15 protein-coding genes are annotated in these 20,834 nt (G+C 67.3%); 6 read left to right on the top strand and 9 right to left on the bottom strand.

Annotated elements, in window-relative coordinates; translation table 11 throughout:
- Nucleotides 1–21: 21 nt before the first annotated feature.
- Nucleotides 22–1,653: a peptide ABC transporter substrate-binding protein gene (locus tag AB8Z36_RS05135; RefSeq protein WP_369211961.1), complete on the bottom strand. Its 1,632-nt coding sequence runs from the start codon at nucleotides 1,651–1,653 to the stop codon at nucleotides 22–24.
- A 392-nt stretch (nucleotides 1,654–2,045) separates the two neighbouring features.
- Here AB8Z36_RS05135 and AB8Z36_RS05130 point away from each other — a divergent pair, with 392 nt between their 5' ends.
- From AB8Z36_RS05130 to AB8Z36_RS05110, 5 genes are all read left to right on the top strand, one after another.
- Complete coding sequence (locus AB8Z36_RS05130; RefSeq protein ID WP_369211960.1) at nucleotides 2,046–3,068, top strand: ABC transporter permease; 1,023 nt, start codon at nucleotides 2,046–2,048, stop codon at nucleotides 3,066–3,068.
- Between the two features lie 78 nt (nucleotides 3,069–3,146).
- Nucleotides 3,147–4,925 carry an ABC transporter substrate-binding protein gene (locus tag AB8Z36_RS05125; protein ID WP_369211959.1) on the top strand — a complete coding sequence of 593 codons (1,779 nt, stop codon included), beginning with the start codon at nucleotides 3,147–3,149 and terminating at the stop codon, nucleotides 4,923–4,925.
- Between the two features lie 82 nt (nucleotides 4,926–5,007).
- On the top strand, nucleotides 5,008–5,988 hold the full coding sequence (locus AB8Z36_RS05120; protein ID WP_369211958.1) for an ABC transporter permease: 981 nt from the start codon (nucleotides 5,008–5,010) through the stop codon (nucleotides 5,986–5,988).
- 11 nt (nucleotides 5,989–5,999) lie between these two features.
- Nucleotides 6,000–7,025 carry an ABC transporter ATP-binding protein gene (locus AB8Z36_RS05115; RefSeq protein WP_369211957.1) on the top strand — a complete coding sequence of 342 codons (1,026 nt, stop codon included), beginning with the start codon at nucleotides 6,000–6,002 and terminating at the stop codon, nucleotides 7,023–7,025.
- Between the two features lie 27 nt (nucleotides 7,026–7,052).
- Nucleotides 7,053–8,093, top strand: a complete 1,041-nt coding sequence (locus AB8Z36_RS05110; RefSeq protein ID WP_369211956.1) for an ABC transporter ATP-binding protein — start codon at nucleotides 7,053–7,055, stop codon at nucleotides 8,091–8,093.
- Between the two features lie 528 nt (nucleotides 8,094–8,621).
- Here AB8Z36_RS05110 and AB8Z36_RS05105 read toward each other — a convergent pair.
- The 8 genes from AB8Z36_RS05105 to AB8Z36_RS05070 form a co-directional block, all read right to left on the bottom strand.
- Complete coding sequence (locus AB8Z36_RS05105; protein WP_369211955.1) at nucleotides 8,622–9,161, bottom strand: GNAT family N-acetyltransferase; 540 nt, start codon at nucleotides 9,159–9,161, stop codon at nucleotides 8,622–8,624.
- A gap of 99 nt (nucleotides 9,162–9,260) precedes the next feature.
- Nucleotides 9,261–10,427, bottom strand: coding sequence for an ABC transporter ATP-binding protein (locus AB8Z36_RS05100; RefSeq protein ID WP_369211954.1), 1,167 nt, complete (start codon nucleotides 10,425–10,427; stop codon nucleotides 9,261–9,263).
- A complete protein-coding gene (locus AB8Z36_RS05095) occupies nucleotides 10,420–11,481 on the bottom strand; it encodes an ABC transporter ATP-binding protein (protein WP_369211953.1) in 1,062 nt (353 codons plus the stop codon). Before AB8Z36_RS05095 ends, AB8Z36_RS05100 begins: the two co-directional genes overlap by 8 nt.
- A 12-nt stretch (nucleotides 11,482–11,493) precedes the next feature.
- Nucleotides 11,494–12,456 carry an ABC transporter permease gene (locus AB8Z36_RS05090; RefSeq protein ID WP_369211952.1) on the bottom strand — a complete coding sequence of 321 codons (963 nt, stop codon included), beginning with the start codon at nucleotides 12,454–12,456 and terminating at the stop codon, nucleotides 11,494–11,496.
- Nucleotides 12,449–13,378 carry an ABC transporter permease gene (locus tag AB8Z36_RS05085; RefSeq protein ID WP_369211951.1) on the bottom strand — a complete coding sequence of 310 codons (930 nt, stop codon included), beginning with the start codon at nucleotides 13,376–13,378 and terminating at the stop codon, nucleotides 12,449–12,451. Before AB8Z36_RS05085 ends, AB8Z36_RS05090 begins: the two co-directional genes overlap by 8 nt.
- An 89-nt stretch (nucleotides 13,379–13,467) precedes the next feature.
- Complete coding sequence (locus AB8Z36_RS05080) at nucleotides 13,468–15,093, bottom strand: peptide ABC transporter substrate-binding protein (protein ID WP_369211950.1); 1,626 nt, start codon at nucleotides 15,091–15,093, stop codon at nucleotides 13,468–13,470.
- A gap of 510 nt (nucleotides 15,094–15,603) precedes the next feature.
- Complete coding sequence (gene typA / locus AB8Z36_RS05075; protein ID WP_369211949.1) at nucleotides 15,604–17,478, bottom strand: translational GTPase TypA; 1,875 nt, start codon at nucleotides 17,476–17,478, stop codon at nucleotides 15,604–15,606.
- A 326-nt stretch (nucleotides 17,479–17,804) separates the two neighbouring features.
- The gene (locus AB8Z36_RS05070) at nucleotides 17,805–20,180 is read right to left on the bottom strand and encodes an ABC transporter family substrate-binding protein (protein WP_369211948.1); all 2,376 of its coding nucleotides are present in this window, start codon (nucleotides 20,178–20,180) and stop codon (nucleotides 17,805–17,807) included.
- A gap of 358 nt (nucleotides 20,181–20,538) precedes the next feature.
- Between AB8Z36_RS05070 and AB8Z36_RS05065 the strand changes: the two genes are divergently transcribed.
- Nucleotides 20,539–20,834: hypothetical protein (locus AB8Z36_RS05065; RefSeq protein WP_369211947.1), on the top strand; the 296-nt coding region annotated here is incomplete at its 3' end.

The raw sequence follows: 20,834 nt of genomic DNA, 5'->3' as shown, positions 1-20,834 counted from the left end.
GGCCGGACCGCTCCCGGCGTCCTAGTCGACCTTGATCTGGTCGTACACCGGCACGCTGAACTGGTTCAGCGAGACGTCGGAGACCTTGTCCGAGTAGCCCGCGCTGCCGTTCTGGTACCAGAGCGGGATGTTCGGCATGTCCTTGGCGAGGACCTTCTCGGCGTCCTGGAACTTGCCCACGGCCTTGCCGGTGTCGGTCTCCCCGTTGGCCTCGTTGATCAGCTTGTCGAACTCGTCGTCGCTGTACTTGCCGTCGTTGGACGAGGCGTCGGTGTAGTAGTTCGGCTCCAGGAAGTTCTGGATCAGCGGGTAGTCCATCTGCCAGCCCGACCGCCAGGCGCCGTCGATCTCCTGCTTGGAGGCCTTGCTGCGGAAGTCGGCGAAGGTGCCGACGGGGTTGCCGACACAGGCCTTGTCCTTGCCGAGCGCCTTGTTGATGGAGTTGCAGACGGCGTCGACCCACTCCTTGTGGGAGCCGGTGTCCGCGTTGTACGTGACCTTGAGCTGGCCGCCGGGGATGCCGCCGCCCTCCTGGACGAGCTTCTTGGCCCGGTCGGCGTCGTACTCGCAGGCGTCGCCGCAGAGGCCCTTCTTGTAGCCGCCGTCCTCCCCGAGGACCGGCGAGGTCCAGTCGGAGGCGGGCGTGCGCGTCTTCTGGAAGATCGTCTCGGTGATCTGCTCGCGGTTGATCGCCATGGAGAGCCCGCGGCGGACCTTCTCCATGCCCGGCTTGTTCCACTTCTTGTCGTAGAAGGGGAAGGCGAGGGTCTGGATGATGCCCGCGGGGGTGTTGATGTAGCGGTCGCCGAGGTCGTTCTTGGCGTTCTTGAGCTGGGAGGCCGGGACGTCGTCGACGAGGTCGAGGTTGCCCGCCATGAGGTCGGTGTAGGCGGTGTTGTTGTCGGTGTAGACCTTCATGTCCACACCGCCGTTCTGCGCCTTGTCGTCCCCGGGGTACCCGTCCCACTTGCGCAGGGACATCTTGGAGCCCTTGGTGTACGAGTCGACCTTGTAGGGCCCGTTGCCGACCGGCTTGGAGAGCCAGGCCTGGTGGTCGTCGTAGAACGCCTTGGGCAGCGGCGCGAAGGCCGGGTAGCCGAGGGTGTCGGGCCAGGTGGAGAACTTCTGGGTGAGCTTGACGGTGAACGTCTGGTCGTCCTTGACCTTCAGCCCGGACAAGGTCTTGGCGCTCGGGTCCCCCTTCTCGGGGTGGACCTTGTCGTACCCCTCGATGTAGCCGAAGAAGTACGCGTTCTTCTGGTTGTTCTCCAGGTTCGCCCCGTAGTTCCAGGCGTCCACGAAGGACTTGGCGGTGACCTTCTCGCCGTCGCTGAACTTCCAGTTGTCCTTGATCTTGACCGTGAAGTTCTGCGCGTCGTCGGTGTCGATCGACTCGGCGATCATGTCCTCGGCCTTGCCGGACTTCGGGTCGTACCGCTTGAGACCCCGGAAGATCATGTCGAGGATCTTGCCGCCCTGCACCTCGTTGGTGTTGGCGGGCTCCAGCGGGTTCTGCGGGTCGCCCCAGGAGGAGCTGACGATCCCGGAGCCGTCGCCGTCACCGCCGCCGCTCCCCCCGCCGCCGCAGGCCGTGGCGGCGAGGGCGACGGTCACCGCACATGCGGCCCACTTGGCGTGCGTGGCTCCACGCATGGAGTCCTCCTGTCTGGCTCTTTCCGGCTGCCTGGCTCGGTTCTGGCGTTACGTACCGCCAAATATCGCCGCAGCTCGGAAGAACCGCACATTTACCCCACCCGTACGAGTCCCAGCTCCTCCGGATGTACGTATTCCGAGACACTCGCGCCCGTATATCGAACTCATTGCCCGGCTTATCCGGTGAAGCCACGAGTTGTCCATCACGCTTGATTACGCCCAGGTAATGATAAGGGCTTTATAAGGTAAAGCTATGGTCAAGGATCCCAAGAGCCATCCAAAGCGGCTGAAGATTCATTGACCGCGCGGGAAACCCCTTGCGACAGTCCGCCTAGCCCGTAGGTGCTGCTCGTCCTGCGGAATCCTGATGACCCCTCCGGGCCTGGAGCGTTATGACCTCGCCAACTCCCGCCGCTGCCGCCACGCTTGAACCGACGGACAAAACCGGCATCCCCGCTACGCCCAACGACCAGGGGAGCAAGGGGCGTTCGCCGGGGCGGCTTGCCTGGACTCGGTTCAAGCGGGACAAGACCGGCGTAGTCGCCGCCTGCGTGGTCATCTTCTTCTTTGTGATCGCTCTGTGCGCGCCGTTGATCGCGAAGCTCTACGGGAAGGACCCGTACACGACGTACGGGGTGGACGACCCGTCTCTGCTCAACGAGTTCAGCTTTCCCGTCAAGCCGAACGGCGGCATCGACGGGGACTTCTGGTTCGGCATCGAGCCGAGCCTCGGACGGGACGTCTTCACCTTCCTCCTCTACGGCATGCGCAACTCGCTGCTGATCGCCGGGGCGACGACGCTCCTCGTCACCTTCTTCGGGATCGTCATCGGCATCACCGCCGGCTACCTCGGAGGCAAGACCGACTACTTCATCGGCCGGGTCATCGACATCCTGCTGGCGTTCCCCTCCACCCTCTTCTTCATCGCCTTCTGGCCGGTGATGATCTCGATCCTCGTCTCGCCCGAGGAGAACACCCCGGTCTGGCTGACGGTCGTCAGCCTCATCACGGTGATGACCGCCTTCGGCTGGGCATCCATCGCCCGCCTGCTGCGCGGTGAGGTACTCGCGCTGCGTGAGCGCGAATTCGTGGAAGCGGCCAAGGTCACCGGCGCCTCACCGATCCGGATCATCTTCAAGGAACTGCTCCCCAACCTGTGGACGCCGATCCTCATCCAGTCGACGCTCGCGCTCCCCGCCTTCGTCACCGCCGAGGCCGGGCTGGCCTTCCTCGGCGTGGGCCTGAGCGACCCGACGCCGGACTGGGGCGTGATGATCCAGAACGGCTCCAAGTACTACCAGGACGACATCACCTTCATGCTCTTCCCGGGCCTGTCCATGGTGATCTTCGTCGTCGCCTTCAACCTCCTCGGCGACTCCGTACGCGACGCGCTCGACCCCAAGACCAAGCGCTGACACTCCCCGATCCGGCCGGGCGACGGGGCCCATCGCCGGAAGCACCGCCGTCTCTTCACCGAACTCAGGCAGGAAGCCATGTCCTTCTCACGCAGAAACTTCATCATCGCCACGTCTGTCGCAGCCGGCGGATCCATGGTCCTGTCCGCGTGCAGCAGCGGCGGGGGAGGCGGCGGCGACAAGGGCCCCGCGGGTGCCAAGGAGTACACGGGCGCCTCGGTCACCGTTGGCACCGCCGATGACTCCCAGGGCCCGGCCCCCGAGGTCAAGGGCGCCCGCAAGGGCGGCACCATATATGGTGTCTCGCCCGACGACCTCTCCCACCTGGACCCGCAGCGCATCTACTACGCGCTCAACTCCACCGGCGCCATGCTCTACGCGCGATGCCTCACCGGCTACAAGACGGCTGAGGACGGCTCGCAGAAGCTGGTCGGCGACCTCGCCACGGACACCGGAAAGATGTCCGACGGCGGCAAGACCTGGACCTTCACGTTGAAGGACGGTCTGAAGTGGGAGGACGGCAGCGAACTGACCGTGGAGGATGTGCGCCACGGCTTCGAGCGCTCCTGGGCCAAGTTCATCACCGAAGGCGCCACCTACGCGCAGATCGCCCTCACCGGCAAGGACGACTGGCGCAAGGAGTACGAGGGCCCCTACGGCGGCAAGCACCTCGACTCCATCAAGATCGACAAGGCCAAGAAGACCATCTCGTTCCACCTGGCCCAGCCGCGCTCCGACTTCAACTTCACTCTGGCGATGCACTCCTACGCCGCCACCCCGGTGAAGATGGACACCAAGGAGAAGTACGACAAGAAGCCGGTCTCCTGCGGCCCGTACCGGCTCAAGCACCGCTCCATCGACAAGTCGATGACCTGGGTGCGCAACAAGCACTGGGACGCGAAGACCGACCCGATCCGCAACGCCTACCCGGACACGCACGAGTTCGAGTTCGGCACCGAGGGTCTCGACCTCGCGGACCGCCTTATCGCGGACCAGGGCAAGGACCAGTACACGATCACCATTTACAACAACGTGCCCGCCGAGCGGATGCAGAAGGTCCTCACAGACCCGGACCTGAAGAAGCGCAGCTTCAACGGCCTGCTCACCGGCGTCTACTACTACGCCATCAACACCAAGCGCGTCACCGACCTCGACGTGCGCAAGGCGCTCATCCACGCCTGGCCGCTGGAGCAGATCCGCAAGATCTACGGTGGCCAGAACTCCGGCGACTACGCCACCACGATCCTCAGCCCCGACATCCAGGGCCGTGAGAAGTACGACCTCTACGGCAAGCTCAAGAAGCCGCAGGGCGACCCCGAGGCCGCGAAGAAGCTGCTCAAGAAGGCCGGCAAGCTCGGCATGAAGGTCGTCTACGCCTTCCCGAAGAGCCCGACGTACGACAAGACCAAGGTCGTCATCGAGGCCGCGCTCAAGAAGGCGGGCTTCGACCCGGTCATCAAGCCGATTGACTCCACGTCGTACTACGACCAGGCCCAGCAGGTCGACAACAACTTCGACGTGATGTGGTTCGGCTGGTCCCCCGACTGGCCGACCGGCTACACGCTGCTTCAGCCGCTGTTCGACGGCACCACCATCGGCAACGGCTCGAACAACGTCTCGCAGCTGAACGTCGACTGGGTCACCGCGGCCATCAAGAAGAACGTGAAGCTCTCCGACCCTGACGCCGCCAACAAGGCTTGGGCCGAGCTGGACAAGCAGATCATGGAGAAGGAGGCGCCGATCATTCCCGAGATGTACCAGCGCCGCTTCTACCTGCACGGTTCGAAGGTCGGCGGGGCACAGTTCGACCCGCAGTTCTCCGCGACCCTGATCAACAAGGTGTACGTCAAGGCCTGACGCCCGGCCTCCGCGGCGGGGCGGCCGAACCGGTCGCCCCGCCCCCGCTCCCCCCGTCGGCATCCGTCAGGAAACCTCCGCCATGCTCCGCTTTCTCCTCCGCCGCACCGTCGGCGGCGCGGTGATTCTGCTGATCATCAGCGCCTTCGTCTTCCTCCTCTTCTACGCCGCCCCGCGCGACCCGGCGCGTCTGGCCTGCGGCAAGGTCTGTACCCCCGAGACACTGGCGCTGGTGCAGAAGAACCTGGGGATCGCCGACCCGCTCCCAGTGCAGTACTGGCACTGGTTCGAAGGCCTCTTCGTGGGCCGCGACTACGCGACGTTCGGAAACTGCCCCGCTCCCTGCCTCGGCTACTCGTTCCGCAACAGTGAGCCCGTCCTCGGCACCATCCTGGACCGCTTCCCGACCACCGTCTCGCTCTCGCTGGGCAGCGCCGCCGTCTTCGTCGTCTTCGGTGTCGGCACCGGAATGCTCGCCGCGGTCAAGCAAGGCAAGGCTCTGGACAAGATCGCGTCGTCCGCGTCCCTGATCGGGTCCTCGCTGCAGATCTACATCGTCGGCGTCTTCGCCATCTACCTCTTCACCAATCAGCTCGGCTGGCTGGAGCGGCCTTCGTACACGCCGTTCACGGACGACCCCGGGGCCTGGTTCGCCGGACTCCTGCTGCCATGGATCGTCCTCTCTGTCATCTTCACGGCCAACTACACCCGTATGACGCGCTCACAGCTCGTTGAGACGCTCAGCGAGGACTACGTCCGCACCGCGAAGGCCAAGGGCCTCTCGGCCCGTACGGTCTTCTTCCGGTTCGCCTGGCGCGGTGCCATGGGCCCGATCGTGACCATCTTCGGTCTCGACCTCGGTGTGCTCTTCGGCGGCGCGATCATCACCGAGAAGACGTTCAATCTGCACGGCATCGGCGAACTCTCGGTCAAGGCCGTGAGCACCAGCGACCTGCCGATGCTGCTCGGCGTCGTCCTGGTCGCCGCCGCGGCGATTCTCATCTTCAACATCATCGTCGACGCGGTGTACGCCCTCATCGACCCGCGCGTGCGCCTCGCCTAGGAGCCGGACCCATGAGCACCCCCTTCCTCTCCGTACGCGATCTGCGCGTCCACTTCTCCACCGAGGACGGCATGGTCAAGGCCGTGGACGGCCTCGACTTCGAGCTGGAGAAGGGCAAGACCCTCGGCATCGTGGGCGAGTCCGGCTCCGGCAAGTCGGTGACCAACCTCGCCATCCTGGGCCTGCACCACAAGGACAGCACCGCGATCGACGGCGAGATCCTGCTCGACGGGCAGGAGCTCCTCACCGCCACCGAGCGGGAGCTGGAGAAGCTGCGCGGCAACAAGATGGCGATGATCTTCCAGGACGCCCTGGCCTCGCTGTCGCCGTACCACACCATCGGGCGGCAGATCGGCGAGACGTACCGCAAGCACACCGGCGCCTCCAAGAAGGAGGCGCGGGCGCGGGCGGTCGAGATGCTGACGAAGGTCGGCATCCCGCAGCCCGATCTGCGTGTGGACGACTATCCGCACCAGTTCTCCGGCGGTATGCGCCAGCGCGCGATGATCGCGATGTCGCTCGTCTGCAACCCGGCGCTGCTGATCGCCGACGAGCCGACGACGGCCCTCGACGTGACGGTCCAGGCCCAGATCATGGACCTCCTGAAGGACCTGCAGCAGGAGTTCGGCACGGCGATCATCTTCATCACCCACGACCTCGGCGTGATCGCCGACATCGCGGACGACGTCCTGGTGATGTACGGCGGGCGGTGCGTGGAGCGCGGGACGAAGAAGGAGGTGCTGCGGGCGCCGCAGCACCCGTACACCTGGGGTCTGCTGGGGTCGATGCCGTCCCTGGAGGGACCGGTGGACGTCCCCCTCTCCCCCATCCCCGGCACGCCGCCGAGCCTTCTGAACCCGCCCTCCGGCTGCCGCTTCCACCCGCGGTGCGCGTTCACCGAGCAGGTCGGGGGCGGGCGCTGCTCGGGCGAGCTGCCGCTCCTTGGGATCAGCGAGGGCCGGGGCGCCGCCTGCCACCTCACCGATGAGCAACGGTCGGAGTACTTCGCGGACTTCGCGGGCTCACGAACCGACTGACGACCGAACGAGACGGGACCGACCACCATGAGCAGCACCACACCCCCTCCTCTCCTGGACGTCAGCGGGCTGACCAAGCACTTCCCCGTCATGGGCGGCTTCCCGTTCAAGCGGAGGATCGGCGCCGTGCAGGCCGTCGACGGCCTGGACTTCACCGTGGCCGAGGGCGAGAGCCTGGGCCTGGTCGGCGAGTCCGGCTGCGGCAAGTCGACGACGGGCCGCCTGATCACGCGGCTCCTGGAGCCGACCGGCGGGAAGATCTCCTACCGCGGGCAGGACATCACCCACGCCTCGCGCAAGCAGCTCGCGCCGGTCCGCTCGGAGATCCAGATGATCTTCCAGGACCCGTACGCGTCGCTGAACCCGCGGCAGACGGTCGGCAAGATCATCTCGGGGCCGATGGAGGTCAACGGCATCAACCCCGCGGGCGGCCGCGAGGCCCGCGTCCGTGAGCTCCTGGAGACGGTCGGCCTCAACCCCGAGCACTTCAACCGCTTCCCGCACGAGTTCTCCGGCGGCCAGCGGCAGCGCATCGGCGTGGCGCGGGCGCTCGCCCTGGAGCCGAAGCTGATCGTGGCGGACGAGCCGGTCTCGGCGCTGGACGTCTCGATCCAGGCGCAGGTGGTGAACCTGCTCCAGAAGCTCCAGAAGGACCTGGGCATCGCGTTCCTCTTCATCGCCCACGACCTGGCGGTGGTCCGGCACTTCTCGCAGCGGGTCGCCGTCATGTACCTGGGCCGGATCGTGGAGATCGCGGACCGCGAGGACCTGTACGGGAACCCGCGCCACCCGTACACCAAGGCGCTCCTGTCGGCCGTCCCCGAGGCGACGGCGGACGACGTCCCGCGCCGCGAGCGCATCCTGCTCACGGGCGACGTCCCCTCCCCGGTGAACCCCCCGTCGGGCTGCCGCTTCCGCACCCGCTGCTGGAAGGCCACGGACAAGTGCGCCTCGGAGGACCCGGCGCTGATACAGGTGGACGGCAACCGGCAGGGCCACCTGACGGCCTGCCACTACCCGGAGACCCCGACCGCCCTCGCGGTCCCCACGGCCCGCAAGTCCCTCTAGCCGCCCCAGATCCCTCTGGAACCGCCCCGCCCTCCCCCTTGACCCGAGCTGGGCGGGACGGTTCCGGGGCCCGCGTACGGACTGTGAGCCGCTACGGCCCCGCCTGTCTTGGCTACGCTCCCGACATGGGCTACGCCAAGATGCGCGCGATCGCCGAGGAGCTCGGAGCCTATGCCGAGCGCCTTGCGGGGGCTTGGAACGTGGAGATCGGGCCGTCGGGCCCGATGCTGGTCATGATGTGCCCCTCGAAGCGACGCGAGGGCACGGTGCGGCGCATCTGCAAGCAGTTGGACGAGCAGCTCCTCGCCACCCGCCCCGGATACATCTGTGCGAACGGCCCCGAGATCGAGCACCCCGCGATCGGCCGGATGCGCGAGATCGTGTCCCCGTCCAACCCGAGCAACGACTACGGCGAGAGACTCTCGGAGTACCCGGCCATGGGCATCGGCCACTGCCTGAACGGCACCTCGTCGCCGAAGATGTACGGCTCCTCGGCCCCTGGACGCTGGAGACCGGCGCGTTCCGGCGCTACGGGAAGGCCGGTGACACCGGGGACTGAGGGACGGCCTCGTCCCCCGCCAACCGCGCATGCAACTCCACGTCGAACCGTTCGGCGCCATACCGCAGCTTCTCGCGCTGCAGGCCCTCCACCGTGTAGCCCGCCGCCCGGGCCACCGCGCACGACGACGGGTTGTCGGTGCGGTGGCCCAGTTCCAGGCGGTGGAGGTGGAGAGTCGTGAAGGCCCAGGCCGTGAGGGAGCGGAGGGCCGTCGTGGCGGTGCCCTTGCCGCGGGACTCGGCGCGGGTCCAGTAGGAGACCCAGCCCGTGCCGTGGGTCAGGTTCACCGCGCTCAGGGCCACGTTGCCGAGGGGGACGTCCGACTCGTCCGCCACCGCGAAGGCGTAGGCCGAGCCGGTCTCGTGCTCCGCCGTGCGGCGTTCGATCCAGCGGGAGGCCGCGGCCAGGGAATCGACCGGGTGGTCCGCCTGACGGGACATCTGCGGGGGTGTGAAGGCCGCGAGGACGGCGGGAGCGTCCTCGGGGCGCCAGGGGCGGAGGGTCAGCACGTCGTGGCTCCAAGGGGTGAGCGCGCATGAGGGCGCCCTCAGCCGGCCCGGCTGAGGGCGCCCTCATTCACCTATGGGCAGCGGCCCGTGGCAAGCGGATTACGCCGCCGACACCACGTTCTTCTCCTCCGCGAAGTGGCACGCCGACTCGTGCGCGGCAGGTGTGTCCTGGCCCTTGAACCGCTCCGGGACGGCGAGCAGCGGGACCTCCTTGGCGCACTTGTCCTCCGCCTTCCAGCAGCGCGTACGGAAGCGGCAGCCGGAGGGCGGGTTCGCCGGGGACGGGACGTCGCCGGTGAGGATGATGCGCTCGCGGCCCTCGCGGGCCTCGGGGTCCGGGACGGGGACGGCCGAGAGGAGCGCCTGCGTGTACGGGTGCGTCGGGTGGTCGTAGATCTGCTCGTCGGAGCCGATCTCCGCCATCTTCCCGAGGTACATCACGCCCACGCGGTCCGAGATGTGCCGGACGATCGACAGGTCGTGCGCGATGAAGAGGTAGGAGAGGTTGAACTCGTCCTGGAGCTTCTCCATCAGGTTGATGACCTGGGCCTGGACGGAGACGTCCAGGGCCGAGACCGGCTCGTCGCAGATGATGATCTCGGGGTTGAGGGCCAGACCGCGCGCGATGCCGATGCGCTGGCGCTGACCGCCCGAGAACTGGTGCGGGTAGCGGTTGATGTACTCGGGGTTCAGGCCGACGACGTCCAGGAGCTCCTGGACCTTCTGGCGGCGCGAACCCTTCGGGGCCACCTCGGGGTGGATCTCGAAGGGCTCCCCGATGATGTCGCCCACCGTCATACGGGGGTTCAGGGAGGTGTAGGGGTCCTGGAACACCATCTGGATGTTGCGGCGCACCGCCTTCAGCGCGCGCCCCGACAGCTTGGTGATGTCCTGGCCCTTGTAGAAGACCTCGCCGGCCGTGGCCCGCTCCAGGGTCATCAGGAGCTTGGCGACCGTGGACTTGCCACAGCCGGACTCGCCCACGATGCCCAGCGTCTCGCCCTGGTAGAGGTCGAAGGAGATGCCGTCGACCGCCTTGACCGCGCCGATCTGCTTCTTGATCAGGATTCCCTGGGTGAGAGGGAAGTGCTTGACCAGGTTGCGGACCTGGAGGATCGGCTCGCCGCGCTCGACCGGTGCCTCGATGGCCGCGACGGCCTCGGTCTCGGTGACGGCGTCGACCGTTTCCACCTCGGAGACGTTCGGGGTGGCGTCGGCGGGCTCGTCCGTCTTCGAGAGCTTCGAAGCCTTCGTCGGCTCAGCCATGGATCGTCTCCTTCCAGAAGTGGCACGCGCTGCCGCGGCCCGGCAGCTCCGTGCCGTCCTGCTCGGTGACCGGCACCAGGGCCGGGATCTCCGTGCGGCAGACGTCCTGCGCCTTGGGGCAGCGCGGGTTGAACGCGCAACCGCTGGGGATCTTGAGCAGGTTGGGCGGCAGGCCCTTGATCGCGTAGAGCTCCTGGCCCTTCTGGTCCAGGCGCGGGATTGAGTCGAGCAGGCCACGGGTGTACGGGTGCGCGGGGCGCTTGTACAGCTCGTGGACGGGTGCCGTCTCGACGATGCGGCCCGCGTACATCACGGCGATCTTGTCCGCGACGTCGGCGACGACGCCGAGGTCGTGGGTGATGAGGATCAGGCCCATGTTGTACTCGCGCTGAAGCTCCGCGAGCAGGTCCATGACCTGGGCCTGGACCGTCACGTCGAGCGCCGTGGTGGGCTCGTCCGCGATGATCAGGTCGGGTTCGAGGGCGAGCGCCATCGCGATCATGATGCGCTGGCGCATACCGCCCGAGAACTGGTGGGGGTAGTCGTTGACCCGTTCCTTGGCGGCCGGGATCTTGACCTTGTCCATCAGCTCGATGGCCTTGGCCTTGGCTTCCTTGCGGCTCAGGCCCTCGTGCACCCGGAACATCTCGCCGAGCTGGTAGCCCACCGAGAGGACGGGGTTCAGCGAGGAGAGCGCGTCCTGGAAGATCATGGCGATCTTGCGGCCGCGGATCTTCCTGCGCTCCTCGCCGGACATCTTCAGCATGTCCTGGCCGCGGAAGAGGATCTCGCCCTGCGGGATCTTTCCGGGCGGCATGTCGAGGATGCCCATGATGGCCTGCGCGGTCACGGACTTGCCGGAACCCGACTCGCCGAGGACGGCGAGCGTCTCACCCGCGTCCACGCTGTAGTTGACGCCGTTGACGGCCTTGACCACACCGTCTCGGGTGTGGAACTCGACGTGCAGGTCCTTCACGTCCAGGAGCCTGCCGCTCTTCTCCTCGCCCGAGCGGGGGGCGGGGATCGAGTCTTCCTTGATGTCGATGCTGGTCACGTTACGCCTCCCTCAGCGCAGCTTCGGGTCGAGGGCTTCGCGTACGGCGTCACCCATCATGATGAACGCCAACACCGTGATGCTCAGCATTCCTGCCGGGAAGAACAGCGTGTGCGGGTTGTTCCGGATGTCGGCCAGGGCGTCGGAGATGTCGCCGCCCCACGAGATCGCGTTGCCGCCGAAGCCGAGGCCAAGGAAGGACAGCGTCGACTCCGCGACGATGTACGTGCCAAGGGCGATGGTGGCGATGACGATGACCGGTGCGATCGCGTTCGGCAGGATGTGCCGGAACAGGATGCGCTTGGTGCCCGCGCCGAGTGCCTTCGCCGCCATGACGTAGTCCGCGTGCCGGGTGGTGATCACCGCGCCGCGCATCACGCGGGCGATTTGCGTCCAGCCGAGGAAGGCGAGGGCGCCGGTGATGACCCAGACGTTCCGCTCGGTGAAGGCGTTCAGGACGACCATCGCGCCGAGCAGGAAGGGGATACCGAAGAACACGTCGGTCAGCCGGGAGAGCAGGCTGTCGATGAAGCCGCCGAAGTAACCGGCCAGCATGCCGACCAGGCCGCCGAAGACGGTGACCAGGATGGTCACGCCGAAGCCGACCATGATCGAGTTGCGGGCGCCGTAGACCACGCGGGCGTAGATGCTGCGGCCCTGGCGGTCGTAGCCGAACCAGTCCGGCTGGAAGAGGTGGCCGAGGTTCGGCTTCTCCAGGAAGTGGTTCGTCAGGTCGCCGGTCTGCGGGTCGGCACTGGTGAACATGCCGGGGAACGCGGCGACGAGCAGGACCACGAGGATCAGCAGCGAGGAGACGATGAAGAGCGGCCGGCGGCGCAGGTCGCGCCAGGCGTCGCCCCACAGGCTGCGCGGCTTGCCCGTCGCCTCGACGGCGTCCACGGCCTTGGCGTCGGCGTCGGCGATCGCCACGGCGTGTGCCTCGTCCGTGGCCGGGGTCTTGGTGAGGTCAGGCATAACGGATCCTCGGGTCAAGAACGGCGTAGAGCAGGTCGACGACGAGGCTCGCGAGCAGGTACACGAGCACCAGGACCGTCACGATGCCGACGATGACGGCGCCCTCACGGTTGCCCAGCGCGTCGAACAGCAGGTTGCCGACACCGGTCACGTTGAAGATGCCCTCGGTGATCACCGCGCCGCCCATGAGGGTGCCGATGTCGGTACCCAGGTACGTGACGACGGGGATCAGGGAGTTGCGCAGCAGATGCCGGGTGATGATCCGGTGGCGCGGCAGCCCCTTGGCGACCGCGGTGCGCATGTAGTCGGCCTGCCGGTTCTCCGCGATGGAGGTGCGGCTCAGCCGTGCCACGTACGCGAGGCCGACGAGGCCGAGGACGAGCGCCGGCAGCAGGAGCTGCTGGAAGTTCTCCGAGTCCTGGACCGTGGGTGTCACCCAGCCGAGCGTGTTGCCGAAGATCTGCTGGAGGAACAGGCCGAACACGAAGATCGGGACGGAGATCACGAGGAGCGTGAAGAGCGTCACGGTGTTGTCGACGAGACGGCTGCGCTTCACGCCGGCGAGCACGCCGAGCGCGATGCCGACCACGAGCTCGAAGGTCCACGCCATGACGGCGAGGCGCATCGAGACCGGGAAGGCCTGCTTGATCTCGTCAAGAATGGGCCTGTTGCCCGCGATGGTCTTGCCGAAGTCACCCTTGAGCAGTCCGCCCATGTAGTGCAGATACTGCTGCCAGAGCGGCAGGTCGAGACCTCGGTCGTGCTTGATCTGCGCGACCTGCGCCGGGTCCGGCGGCTTGTCGCCCCACAGCGCCCTTACGGGGTCGCCGGGGAGCACGTTGACCATCAAGAAGATCAACAGGGTGGTCCCGATGAACACCGGGATCATCTGGAGCAGTCGCCTCGCGACGTAGCGCCCCATGTGGTGCCTCCGTCCATTGCGGAGCCGCCCGCGAAGCGACGCCCGGGATCGCCGGGCGTCGCTTCACGGATACGGAACTCCGACGACTACTACTTCTCGAAGACCTGGACCTCGGAGAGGATCGGGTCGCCGGCCTGGTCGAACACGACGTTCTTGACGTTGTTCGAGTGCGCGGAGAGCGTCTTGTTGTACCAGAGCGGGATGCCCGGGAAGCTGTTCTGCAGCTCCTTCTCGGCCTCCTGGTACAGCTTCGCGGACTCGTCGATCGTCTTCGCCTCGTCGGCCTTCTTGGTCAGCGCGTCGAACTTCTTGTCCGAGAAGCCGCCCTTGTTGCCGTCGACACCCGTGCCGTACAGGTCGGCCAGGAAGTTGCCGTTGAACGGGTAGTCGAGCACCCAGCCGGAGCGGTAGATCGACTTGACCTTCTTCTGGTCACGGATCTCCGTGTCGGCCGCGAAGTCGGTCACCGGGTCGCCGACGCACTGGACGCCGGTCGACTTGGTGATGCTGTTGCAGACCGCGACGACCCAGTCCTTGTGCGGCTGGTCGGCGTTGTACTGGATGGAGATCTTGTTGCCCGGGACACCGCCGCCGTCCTTGATGGCGGCCTTGGCCTTCTTCGGGTCGAACTTGCAGTACTCGCCGCAGGCGTCCTTCGTCCAGCCCTTGACGCCCTTGGCGACCCAGCCGGTGGCGGACTCGCGCGTGCCGTGGAACACGGTCTTGGCGATGGTGTCACGGTCGATCGCCATCGACAGGCCCTGGAGGACCTTGACGTCGATGTCCTTCCACTGCTTGGTGTAGAAGGCGGGGTTGATCGTGTTGATCGCCGAGAAGTCCTGCTCGATGGCGCGGTCGCCGAAGTCCTGCTTGAAGTTGGCGATCTCGCTGTTCGGCACCAGCGGCATGGTGTCGACGTTGTCCGACTTCAGGTCGGCGTAGGCGGCCGTGTCCTTGGAGTAGGCCTTGAAGTTGATGCCGCCGTTCTTGGGCTTGTCCTCGCCCTTGTAGCCGGACCAGGCGGTGACCTGGATCGACTTCTTGTGGTCCCAGCTCTTGAACTTGTAGGGACCGTTGCCGACCGGCGCCTCGCCGTACTTCTTCGGGTCCTTCAGCGCGGCCGAGGGCAGCGGGAAGAAGGGCTTGTAGACGAGCTTGTACGCGTAGTACGGAATCCCGCCCTTGAGCGTGATCGTGAAGGTGTTGTCGTCGACGACCTTCAGGCCCGACATGGCCTTCTTCTTGGCCTTGCCCTTGGCCGGGTGCACGTCGTCGTAGCCGACGATGTCGCGGTACCAGGAGCTGTTCTGCTGGCCGTTGGCCGGGTCGGCAGCCCAGTTCCAGGCGTCGACGTAGGACTTGGCGGTGACGGCCTCGCCGTTGTGGAACTTCCAGCCCTGCTTGAGCTTGACGGTCCACACCTTCGAGTCCTTGTCGGGCGTGACCGACTCGGCGTTCTCGTAGGTGATGTTGCCCTGCTTGTCGTAGTGGACAAGCCCGGTGAAGAGAGCGTCGATGACGACGCTGCCGTACGCCTCCATGGTGTTGGACGGCTGCAGGGCGTTCTGCGGCTCACCGTTGGCGTAGCTGACGATCCCCTTGGGGTCGACCTTCCCGCTGTTGCCGCTGTCGTTGCCGCCGCCGCCACAGGCAGTGGCAGACAGAGCCACAACACCGGCTATCGCGACCCACTTGGCGCTCTTGGCACCACGCATGGGGTTCCTCCTCATGAGTCCACTTGTTCACTACAAGAGGGGGTACGAGTGATCGCGCCGACACCCCTGACGGCGAAGATCGAGTACCCCAGTGTGCTCGTGAGTCGGCGCTCCCCACAGCGCGTGACCCATTGACCCGAGCTATACGCGGTCAACTATTAGCCATGAGGTACCGGTCGACCACACCCTTTTGGTCTCGGTTCAATCACACCTGGCTCGTACAACTTCCAAAATCCGGACAAACCGATCCGAGATAGATGGTTGCGAAACGGACGTGTTACACATCTAACGGTCAGTGACGTCCGGATACCGGACGTTTCGGTGCCGAAAACGAGTTGCCGCGGGCGGCCTCACGCGACAGTGGCCACACCGTATCGCCAGGGGAAACGCGAAAGGCCGGCTTCCGCTCATCTCCCGTCGGGAGCGAAGGAAACCGGCCTCATACGCCTCCCGGACGCCCCAGGAGGTTTACCGGGGCGTCCGGGAGTGCCCCGGCGCGGGGCGGTGGCGTCAGTTGTGCTTGGCGCGCGAGGCGGTGCGGCCACGCTGCTTCTGGTCCAGGACGACCTTGCGGATGCGCACGGTCTCCGGGGTCACCTCGATGCACTCGTCGTCGCGGCAGAACTCCAGGGACTGCTCAAGCGACAGCTTGCGCGGCGGGACCACGTTCTCCGTGGAGTCCGCGGAGGCCGCGCGCATGTTGGTGAGCTTCTTCTCCTTGGTGATGTTCACGTCCATGTCGTCGGAGCGCGAGTTCTCACCGATGATCATGCCCTCGTACACCTCGGTGCCGGCCTCGGTGAAGATGACACCGCGCTCCTGGAGGTTGATCATCGCGAACGGCGTGACCGAACCCGCGCGGTCGGCGACCAGGGAGCCGTTGTTGCGCGTCTTCAGCTCGCCGAACCACGGCTCATGGCCCTCGAAGATGGAGTGCGCGATGCCCGTGCCGCGGGTCTGGGTCAGGAACTCCGTACGGAAGCCGATGAGGCCGCGGGACGGCACGATCCACTCCATGCGGATCCAGCCCGAACCGTGGTTCGTCATGGTCTCCATGCGGCCCTTGCGGGCCGCCATGAGCTGCGTGATGGCGCCGAGGTGCTCCTCGGGCGAGTCGATCGTCATGCGCTCGATCGGCTCGTGGACCTTGCCGTCGACCTCCTTGGTGACCACCTCGGGCTTGCCGACGGTCAGCTCGAAGCCTTCCCGGCGCATGGTCTCGACGAGGATGGCGAGCGCCAGCTCACCGCGGCCCTGCACCTCCCAGGCGTCGGGGCGCTCGGTGTCGAGGACGCGGAGCGAGACGTTACCGATCAGCTCCTTGTCCAGGCGGTCCTTCACCTGGCGGGCGGTGACCTTGTGGCCCTTGCCGCCCTTGCCGACCAGCGGCGAGGTGTTGGTGCCGATGGTCATGGAGATCGCCGGCTCGTCGACCGTGATCAGCGGCAGCGCGATCGGGTTCTCGGGGTCGGCCAGCGTCTCGCCGATCATGATGTCCGCGATACCGGCGATGGCGCAGATGTCACCGGGGCCCGCCTTCTCGGCGGGCTTGCGGGTGAGCGCCTCGGTCATCATCAGCTCGGTGATGCGGACGTTCTGCTGGGTGCCGTCGCGCTTGATCCACGTGACGGTCTGGCCCTTGCGCAGCTCGCCCTGCTCGACGCGGCAGAGCGCGATACGGCCGAGGAAGTTGTCGGCGTCCAGGTTGGTGACGTGGGCCTGGAGGGGGGCCTCCTCGTCGTACTCCGGAGCGGGGACGTGCTCCAGGATCGTCGAGAAGAACGGCTCCAGGCTGTCGCTGTCGGCCGGGACGGTGCCGTCCTCCGGCTTGGTCAGCGAGGCGATGCCGTCACGGCCGCAGGCGTAGACGATCGGGAACTCGATCTGGTCCTCGTCGGCGTCCAGGTCGAGGAAGAGGTCGTACGTCTCGTTGACGACCTCGTCGATCCGGGAGTCCGGGCGGTCGGTCTTGTTGATGCACAGGATGACCGGCATCCGGGCCTGGAGGGCCTTGCGGAGCACGAAGCGGGTCTGGGGCAGCGGACCCTCGGAGGCGTCGACGAGGAGGACGACCGCGTCCACCATCGACAGACCGCGCTCGACCTCGCCACCGAAGTCGGCGTGGCCGGGGGTGTCGATGATGTTGATCGTGATCGGCTCGCCACCATCCTTGGGGTGGTACTTGACGGCCGTGTTCTTGGCCAGGATCGTGATGCCCTTCTCACGCTCCAGGTCGTTCGAGTCCATCATGCGGTCGTCGAGCGACTCGGCCGCATGCGCGGCGAAGGCACCGGCCTGCTTGAGCATGGCATCGACGATGGTCGTCTTGCCGTGGTCGACGTGGGCGACGATGGCGACGTTACGAATGTCGTGGCGCGTGGGCATACGAGCTGCGCTTCTCCCGGGAAGAGTGGACGGCGGCGCGTACGGTCCGGTACGCGTGCCCTGCCGGGCAGACAACACGCCACGGCCTCACCCCATTCTACGGGGCTTGGACGGAGGCGGCCTCCGCGGGGGGTTTCGGGGCCGCCGCGCAGAGCCGCCCGGCACCGGGCTCTCAGGGGTGAAGTACCAGGTCAATGGGTGGTTACGACCTTGCCCGCCGGGGTGTCCGACGGGCAAGGGAGTTGAGCGGAATCTGAGCACCAGTTCGGTGAAGAGATGGTGTACGTCACCTGGACGCGTCGTGCGCCCGCGCGCGCGTCACCTGGTCATGACTTCGGAGAGGGCCTGACCGCGGGCCGCACGCCCGGCTTCAGGAAACCGATGTCCTCGTAGTTGGGCACCTGGAAACCGAACGCCCCGGCGTTGGCCAGGTTCGGGCGGGCCGCCACGAGCTGCGGCCGCTGGTAGAGGGGGATGGAGCCCGCCTCGGCCCAGATGCGGGCGTCGGCCTTCCTGACCAGGGAGCGGGACACGTCCTCGTCCAGTTCACCCATGGCCTGATCGAACAACTGATCGATGTGGTCGGTGCCCACGCGTGTGTAGTTCTGTTCGACGTTCAGGGAGCCGTCCGCGGCCGGGACCGGCTTGGCGAAGATCGGCCGGGCGTCGGTGGCGGGGAAGGCCGTGGCGGGCCAGGAGTAGAGGGCCAGGTCGTACTGGCCGGACGCGATGTGGTCCTTGAAGTAGCTGTCGTCCGAGACCTTCGACACCTCGGTGCGCACGCCGATCATCTCCAGCATCCGCGAGATCCGGTCGGCCACCGTGCGGAGCTGCTCCGAGCCGTTGCCCGAGGGCAGCACGAAACGCAAGGTCAGGGGCTTGCCGTCCTTGGCAAGCGGGCCGCCCGCGGCGGCGGGGGCCGCGGTGCCCTTGGGGGCGTACGCGCCCGGGGCGCCGCCCTTGGCCTGGTCGCGCGAGGAGGACTCGGCCTTCTCCTTGGCCTTCCTGGCCTCCTTTTTGGCCTTGGCCTCCGCCTTCGCACGGCGCTCGGCGCGCTCGCCGGGCTCCTTCTTCTTCTCCTTGTCGGTCTCCTCCGGCAGCCCGAGGACGTCGGCCTGCCGGAACAGCGCCGCCTTCTGGTAGGCCGCGGCGGGCGCCGGGGCGAGCACGGAGACGTGGTTGTCGCCGGGCTTCCCGTCGTCCTCGCCGACGATGTACGTACCGTCGTCGGCCTCCGGGCCCGACCCGGACCCCGCCTTCTCGGCGCCCGCCTCGCCGTCCGGCGCCTCGCTCTTCTCTTTGTCCCTGTCCTTGTCCTTGCCCTTGTCCCTGTCCGTGTCCTTCAGCTTGTCCTTGAGGGCGGCGTCCGGGGTCCAGCCCGCGTCGGCGAGGAGCGCCCGCGCCTCGGCGGTGTCCTGCTCGCCGAGGGCCCCGCTGTTGTCCGCGTACGCCTGCTGCCCGGCGAGGGCGAGGTGGCTGCCGACCGGCTCCGCGGGCAGGCCGAGCGGCTTGAGGACCGTCCTGGCCAGCTCCTCGCGGTCCAGGGCGCGGGCCACCGCGCGGCGTACGCGGTCGTCGGCGAGCGGGCCCTCGGACCCGTTGAGGGCGAGCTGGGTGTAGGCCGGTTCCAGTGACTTGCGGATCTCGTAGCCGCGCAGCCCCGCCTGCTCCTCCGCGTACCTCTTGACCGCCTTGCCGGTCTTCTTGCGGGCCTCGGTCTCGGCGTCGGCGGCCTCCTCGTCGGAGCCGTTGGCGACCGCCCAGGAGCGCAGCGCCCCGGCCGGGGTCAGCCCGGCGCCGGGACCGTGCGCCAGGGGGCCCTCGGCGCCCTTGTCGCGGGCGGCGAGCGAGACGCGCCCCGCCTCCGCCGCGTCGACCTCGGCCAGGTCGACGGTGCCCTTGGCGAGCGCCTCGGCCCGCTCGTCGCGCGGCACCTCGCGCAGCACCAGCCTGCTGAGCTTGGCCGGCCGCCCCCACCAGCGCGGATTGCGCTCCAGGGTGGCCGTGCCCGCCTTGCGGTCGACGTCCGCGAGGGAGAAGGGGCCCGCAGTCGCCCTCAGCTTGCGGCGGGCGCCGTCGTTGAAGGCGTCGGGGCTGCCCATGACCTGCTTCGGGTACAGCGGGGAGAAGAGCGAGCGCCAGTCCGCGTACGGCTTGGCGAAGGTGACGCGCACCTCCAGGTTGTTCGCGCCGCGCTCGATCTTCTCGATCCGGTCGTAGCCCGCGTTCCGTGCCGTCCAGTAGGCGGAGTTCTTGCCGGACAAGGCCCGCCACTGGGCGGCGAAGTCGTCGGCGCCGATCTCCCGGCCGTCGCTCCAGACCGCCTGCTGGTTCAGCTTGTACAGGACGACCTGCTTGGGCTCGCTCTCGACGACCTTCGCCGATTCGAGGAAGTCGGCGTTGCGCTGCGTCCTGCCCTGTCCGTCGAGGCGGAACAGGGACGGCAGGACGGCGCCCGCGATGCGCGAGGTGCCCGCGTCGGCGTCGGACTGGAAGCTGTTGAGCGTCTCGGGCATCGCCTCCACCGCCCAGTTCATGGTGCCTCCGTCGGCGACCTTGTCCCGGGCCATCGGCGCGATGTCCTGCCCCGCGGTCGGGCGGCCCCCCTGGTCGTCCGAGCTGCATCCGGCGAGGGCGGGCAGGGCAAGCACCCCCGTCGCGAGGAACACGACAGACCGGACTCTGACGCGGTCGTGGGCCATGGCTGGTACCTCCGGGGTCCAGGCTCGTCCGGCCACTACCGGGATCGGGCCGGGTTTGATCACATTTGGCGGTATATGGAGCTGATCACATCTATCGCCACACTGAAGGCGACCGGACGGCGCGCGCGTCGGAGGCTCGGCGTGAAGGCACCCGGATGCCACTCGTGCGGCCCAACGGGCGTCACCGGCGCGTGAGCGGTCGCGGATGGTCACCTTCGACGCGATCGGAGCGTGATCCGGCGCATTCACCGCCCCCGATCCGGCAATCGATGCAGATCCCTTCACAAGCCGGGATGTGACGCGCGACACTCGCAGCCGCATGAGCGTTGCCACCGCACACCTGAAGTGAGGGCAAGTGATGGCTCTGCACGATGAACTGACGGCCATTCAGCGCTGCGTCGACGATCTGGTCCGCTCCGTCGGCAGGCTGGAGCAGCAGGCCGGAGGCCGGCTGGCGGACGTCGACGTACGCCGCGTACGCACCGACACCGACCGTCTGCGCGAGAGCGTCGGCCTGCTGCGCGCCTCGGCCGCGCCGCCCGTGCCGTCTCCCCGCCCCGACCTCGTGACCATCTCCGATACGCCGTACGACAACGCGCTCTGGACGAACGCCGGTGACCTCGACGACGAGGGCCTCGGCGCACACGGCCGGCA

Origin of the sequence: Streptomyces flavofungini (assembly GCF_041028215.1) — a bacterium.
Classification (GTDB): domain Bacteria; phylum Actinomycetota; class Actinomycetes; order Streptomycetales; family Streptomycetaceae; genus Streptomyces; species Streptomyces flavofungini_B.
Note: the sequence above shows the minus strand (reverse complement) of the source record. Positions and strands in the feature narration are given on the sequence as shown.

What these genes read in the sequence shown, in the direction of transcription:
- AB8Z36_RS05135 (WP_369211961.1), bottom strand. Translation starts at nt 1,653, where the DNA reads ATGCGTGGAGCCACGCACGCCAAGTGGGCCGCATGTGCGGTGACCGTC.
- AB8Z36_RS05110 (WP_369211956.1), top strand. Translation starts at nt 7,053, where the DNA reads ATGAGCAGCACCACACCCCCTCCTCTCCTGGACGTCAGCGGGCTGACC.
- AB8Z36_RS05115 (WP_369211957.1), top strand. Translation starts at nt 6,000, where the DNA reads ATGAGCACCCCCTTCCTCTCCGTACGCGATCTGCGCGTCCACTTCTCC.
- AB8Z36_RS05080 (WP_369211950.1), bottom strand. Translation starts at nt 15,093, where the DNA reads ATGCGTGGTGCCAAGAGCGCCAAGTGGGTCGCGATAGCCGGTGTTGTG.
- typA (WP_369211949.1), bottom strand. Translation starts at nt 17,478, where the DNA reads ATGCCCACGCGCCACGACATTCGTAACGTCGCCATCGTCGCCCACGTC.
- AB8Z36_RS05100 (WP_369211954.1), bottom strand. Translation starts at nt 10,427, where the DNA reads ATGGCTGAGCCGACGAAGGCTTCGAAGCTCTCGAAGACGGACGAGCCC.
- AB8Z36_RS05125 (WP_369211959.1), top strand. Translation starts at nt 3,147, where the DNA reads ATGTCCTTCTCACGCAGAAACTTCATCATCGCCACGTCTGTCGCAGCC.
- AB8Z36_RS05120 (WP_369211958.1), top strand. Translation starts at nt 5,008, where the DNA reads ATGCTCCGCTTTCTCCTCCGCCGCACCGTCGGCGGCGCGGTGATTCTG.
- AB8Z36_RS05090 (WP_369211952.1), bottom strand. Translation starts at nt 12,456, where the DNA reads ATGCCTGACCTCACCAAGACCCCGGCCACGGACGAGGCACACGCCGTG.
- AB8Z36_RS05070 (WP_369211948.1), bottom strand. Translation starts at nt 20,180, where the DNA reads ATGGCCCACGACCGCGTCAGAGTCCGGTCTGTCGTGTTCCTCGCGACG.
- AB8Z36_RS05130 (WP_369211960.1), top strand. Translation starts at nt 2,046, where the DNA reads ATGACCTCGCCAACTCCCGCCGCTGCCGCCACGCTTGAACCGACGGAC.
- AB8Z36_RS05085 (WP_369211951.1), bottom strand. Translation starts at nt 13,378, where the DNA reads ATGGGGCGCTACGTCGCGAGGCGACTGCTCCAGATGATCCCGGTGTTC.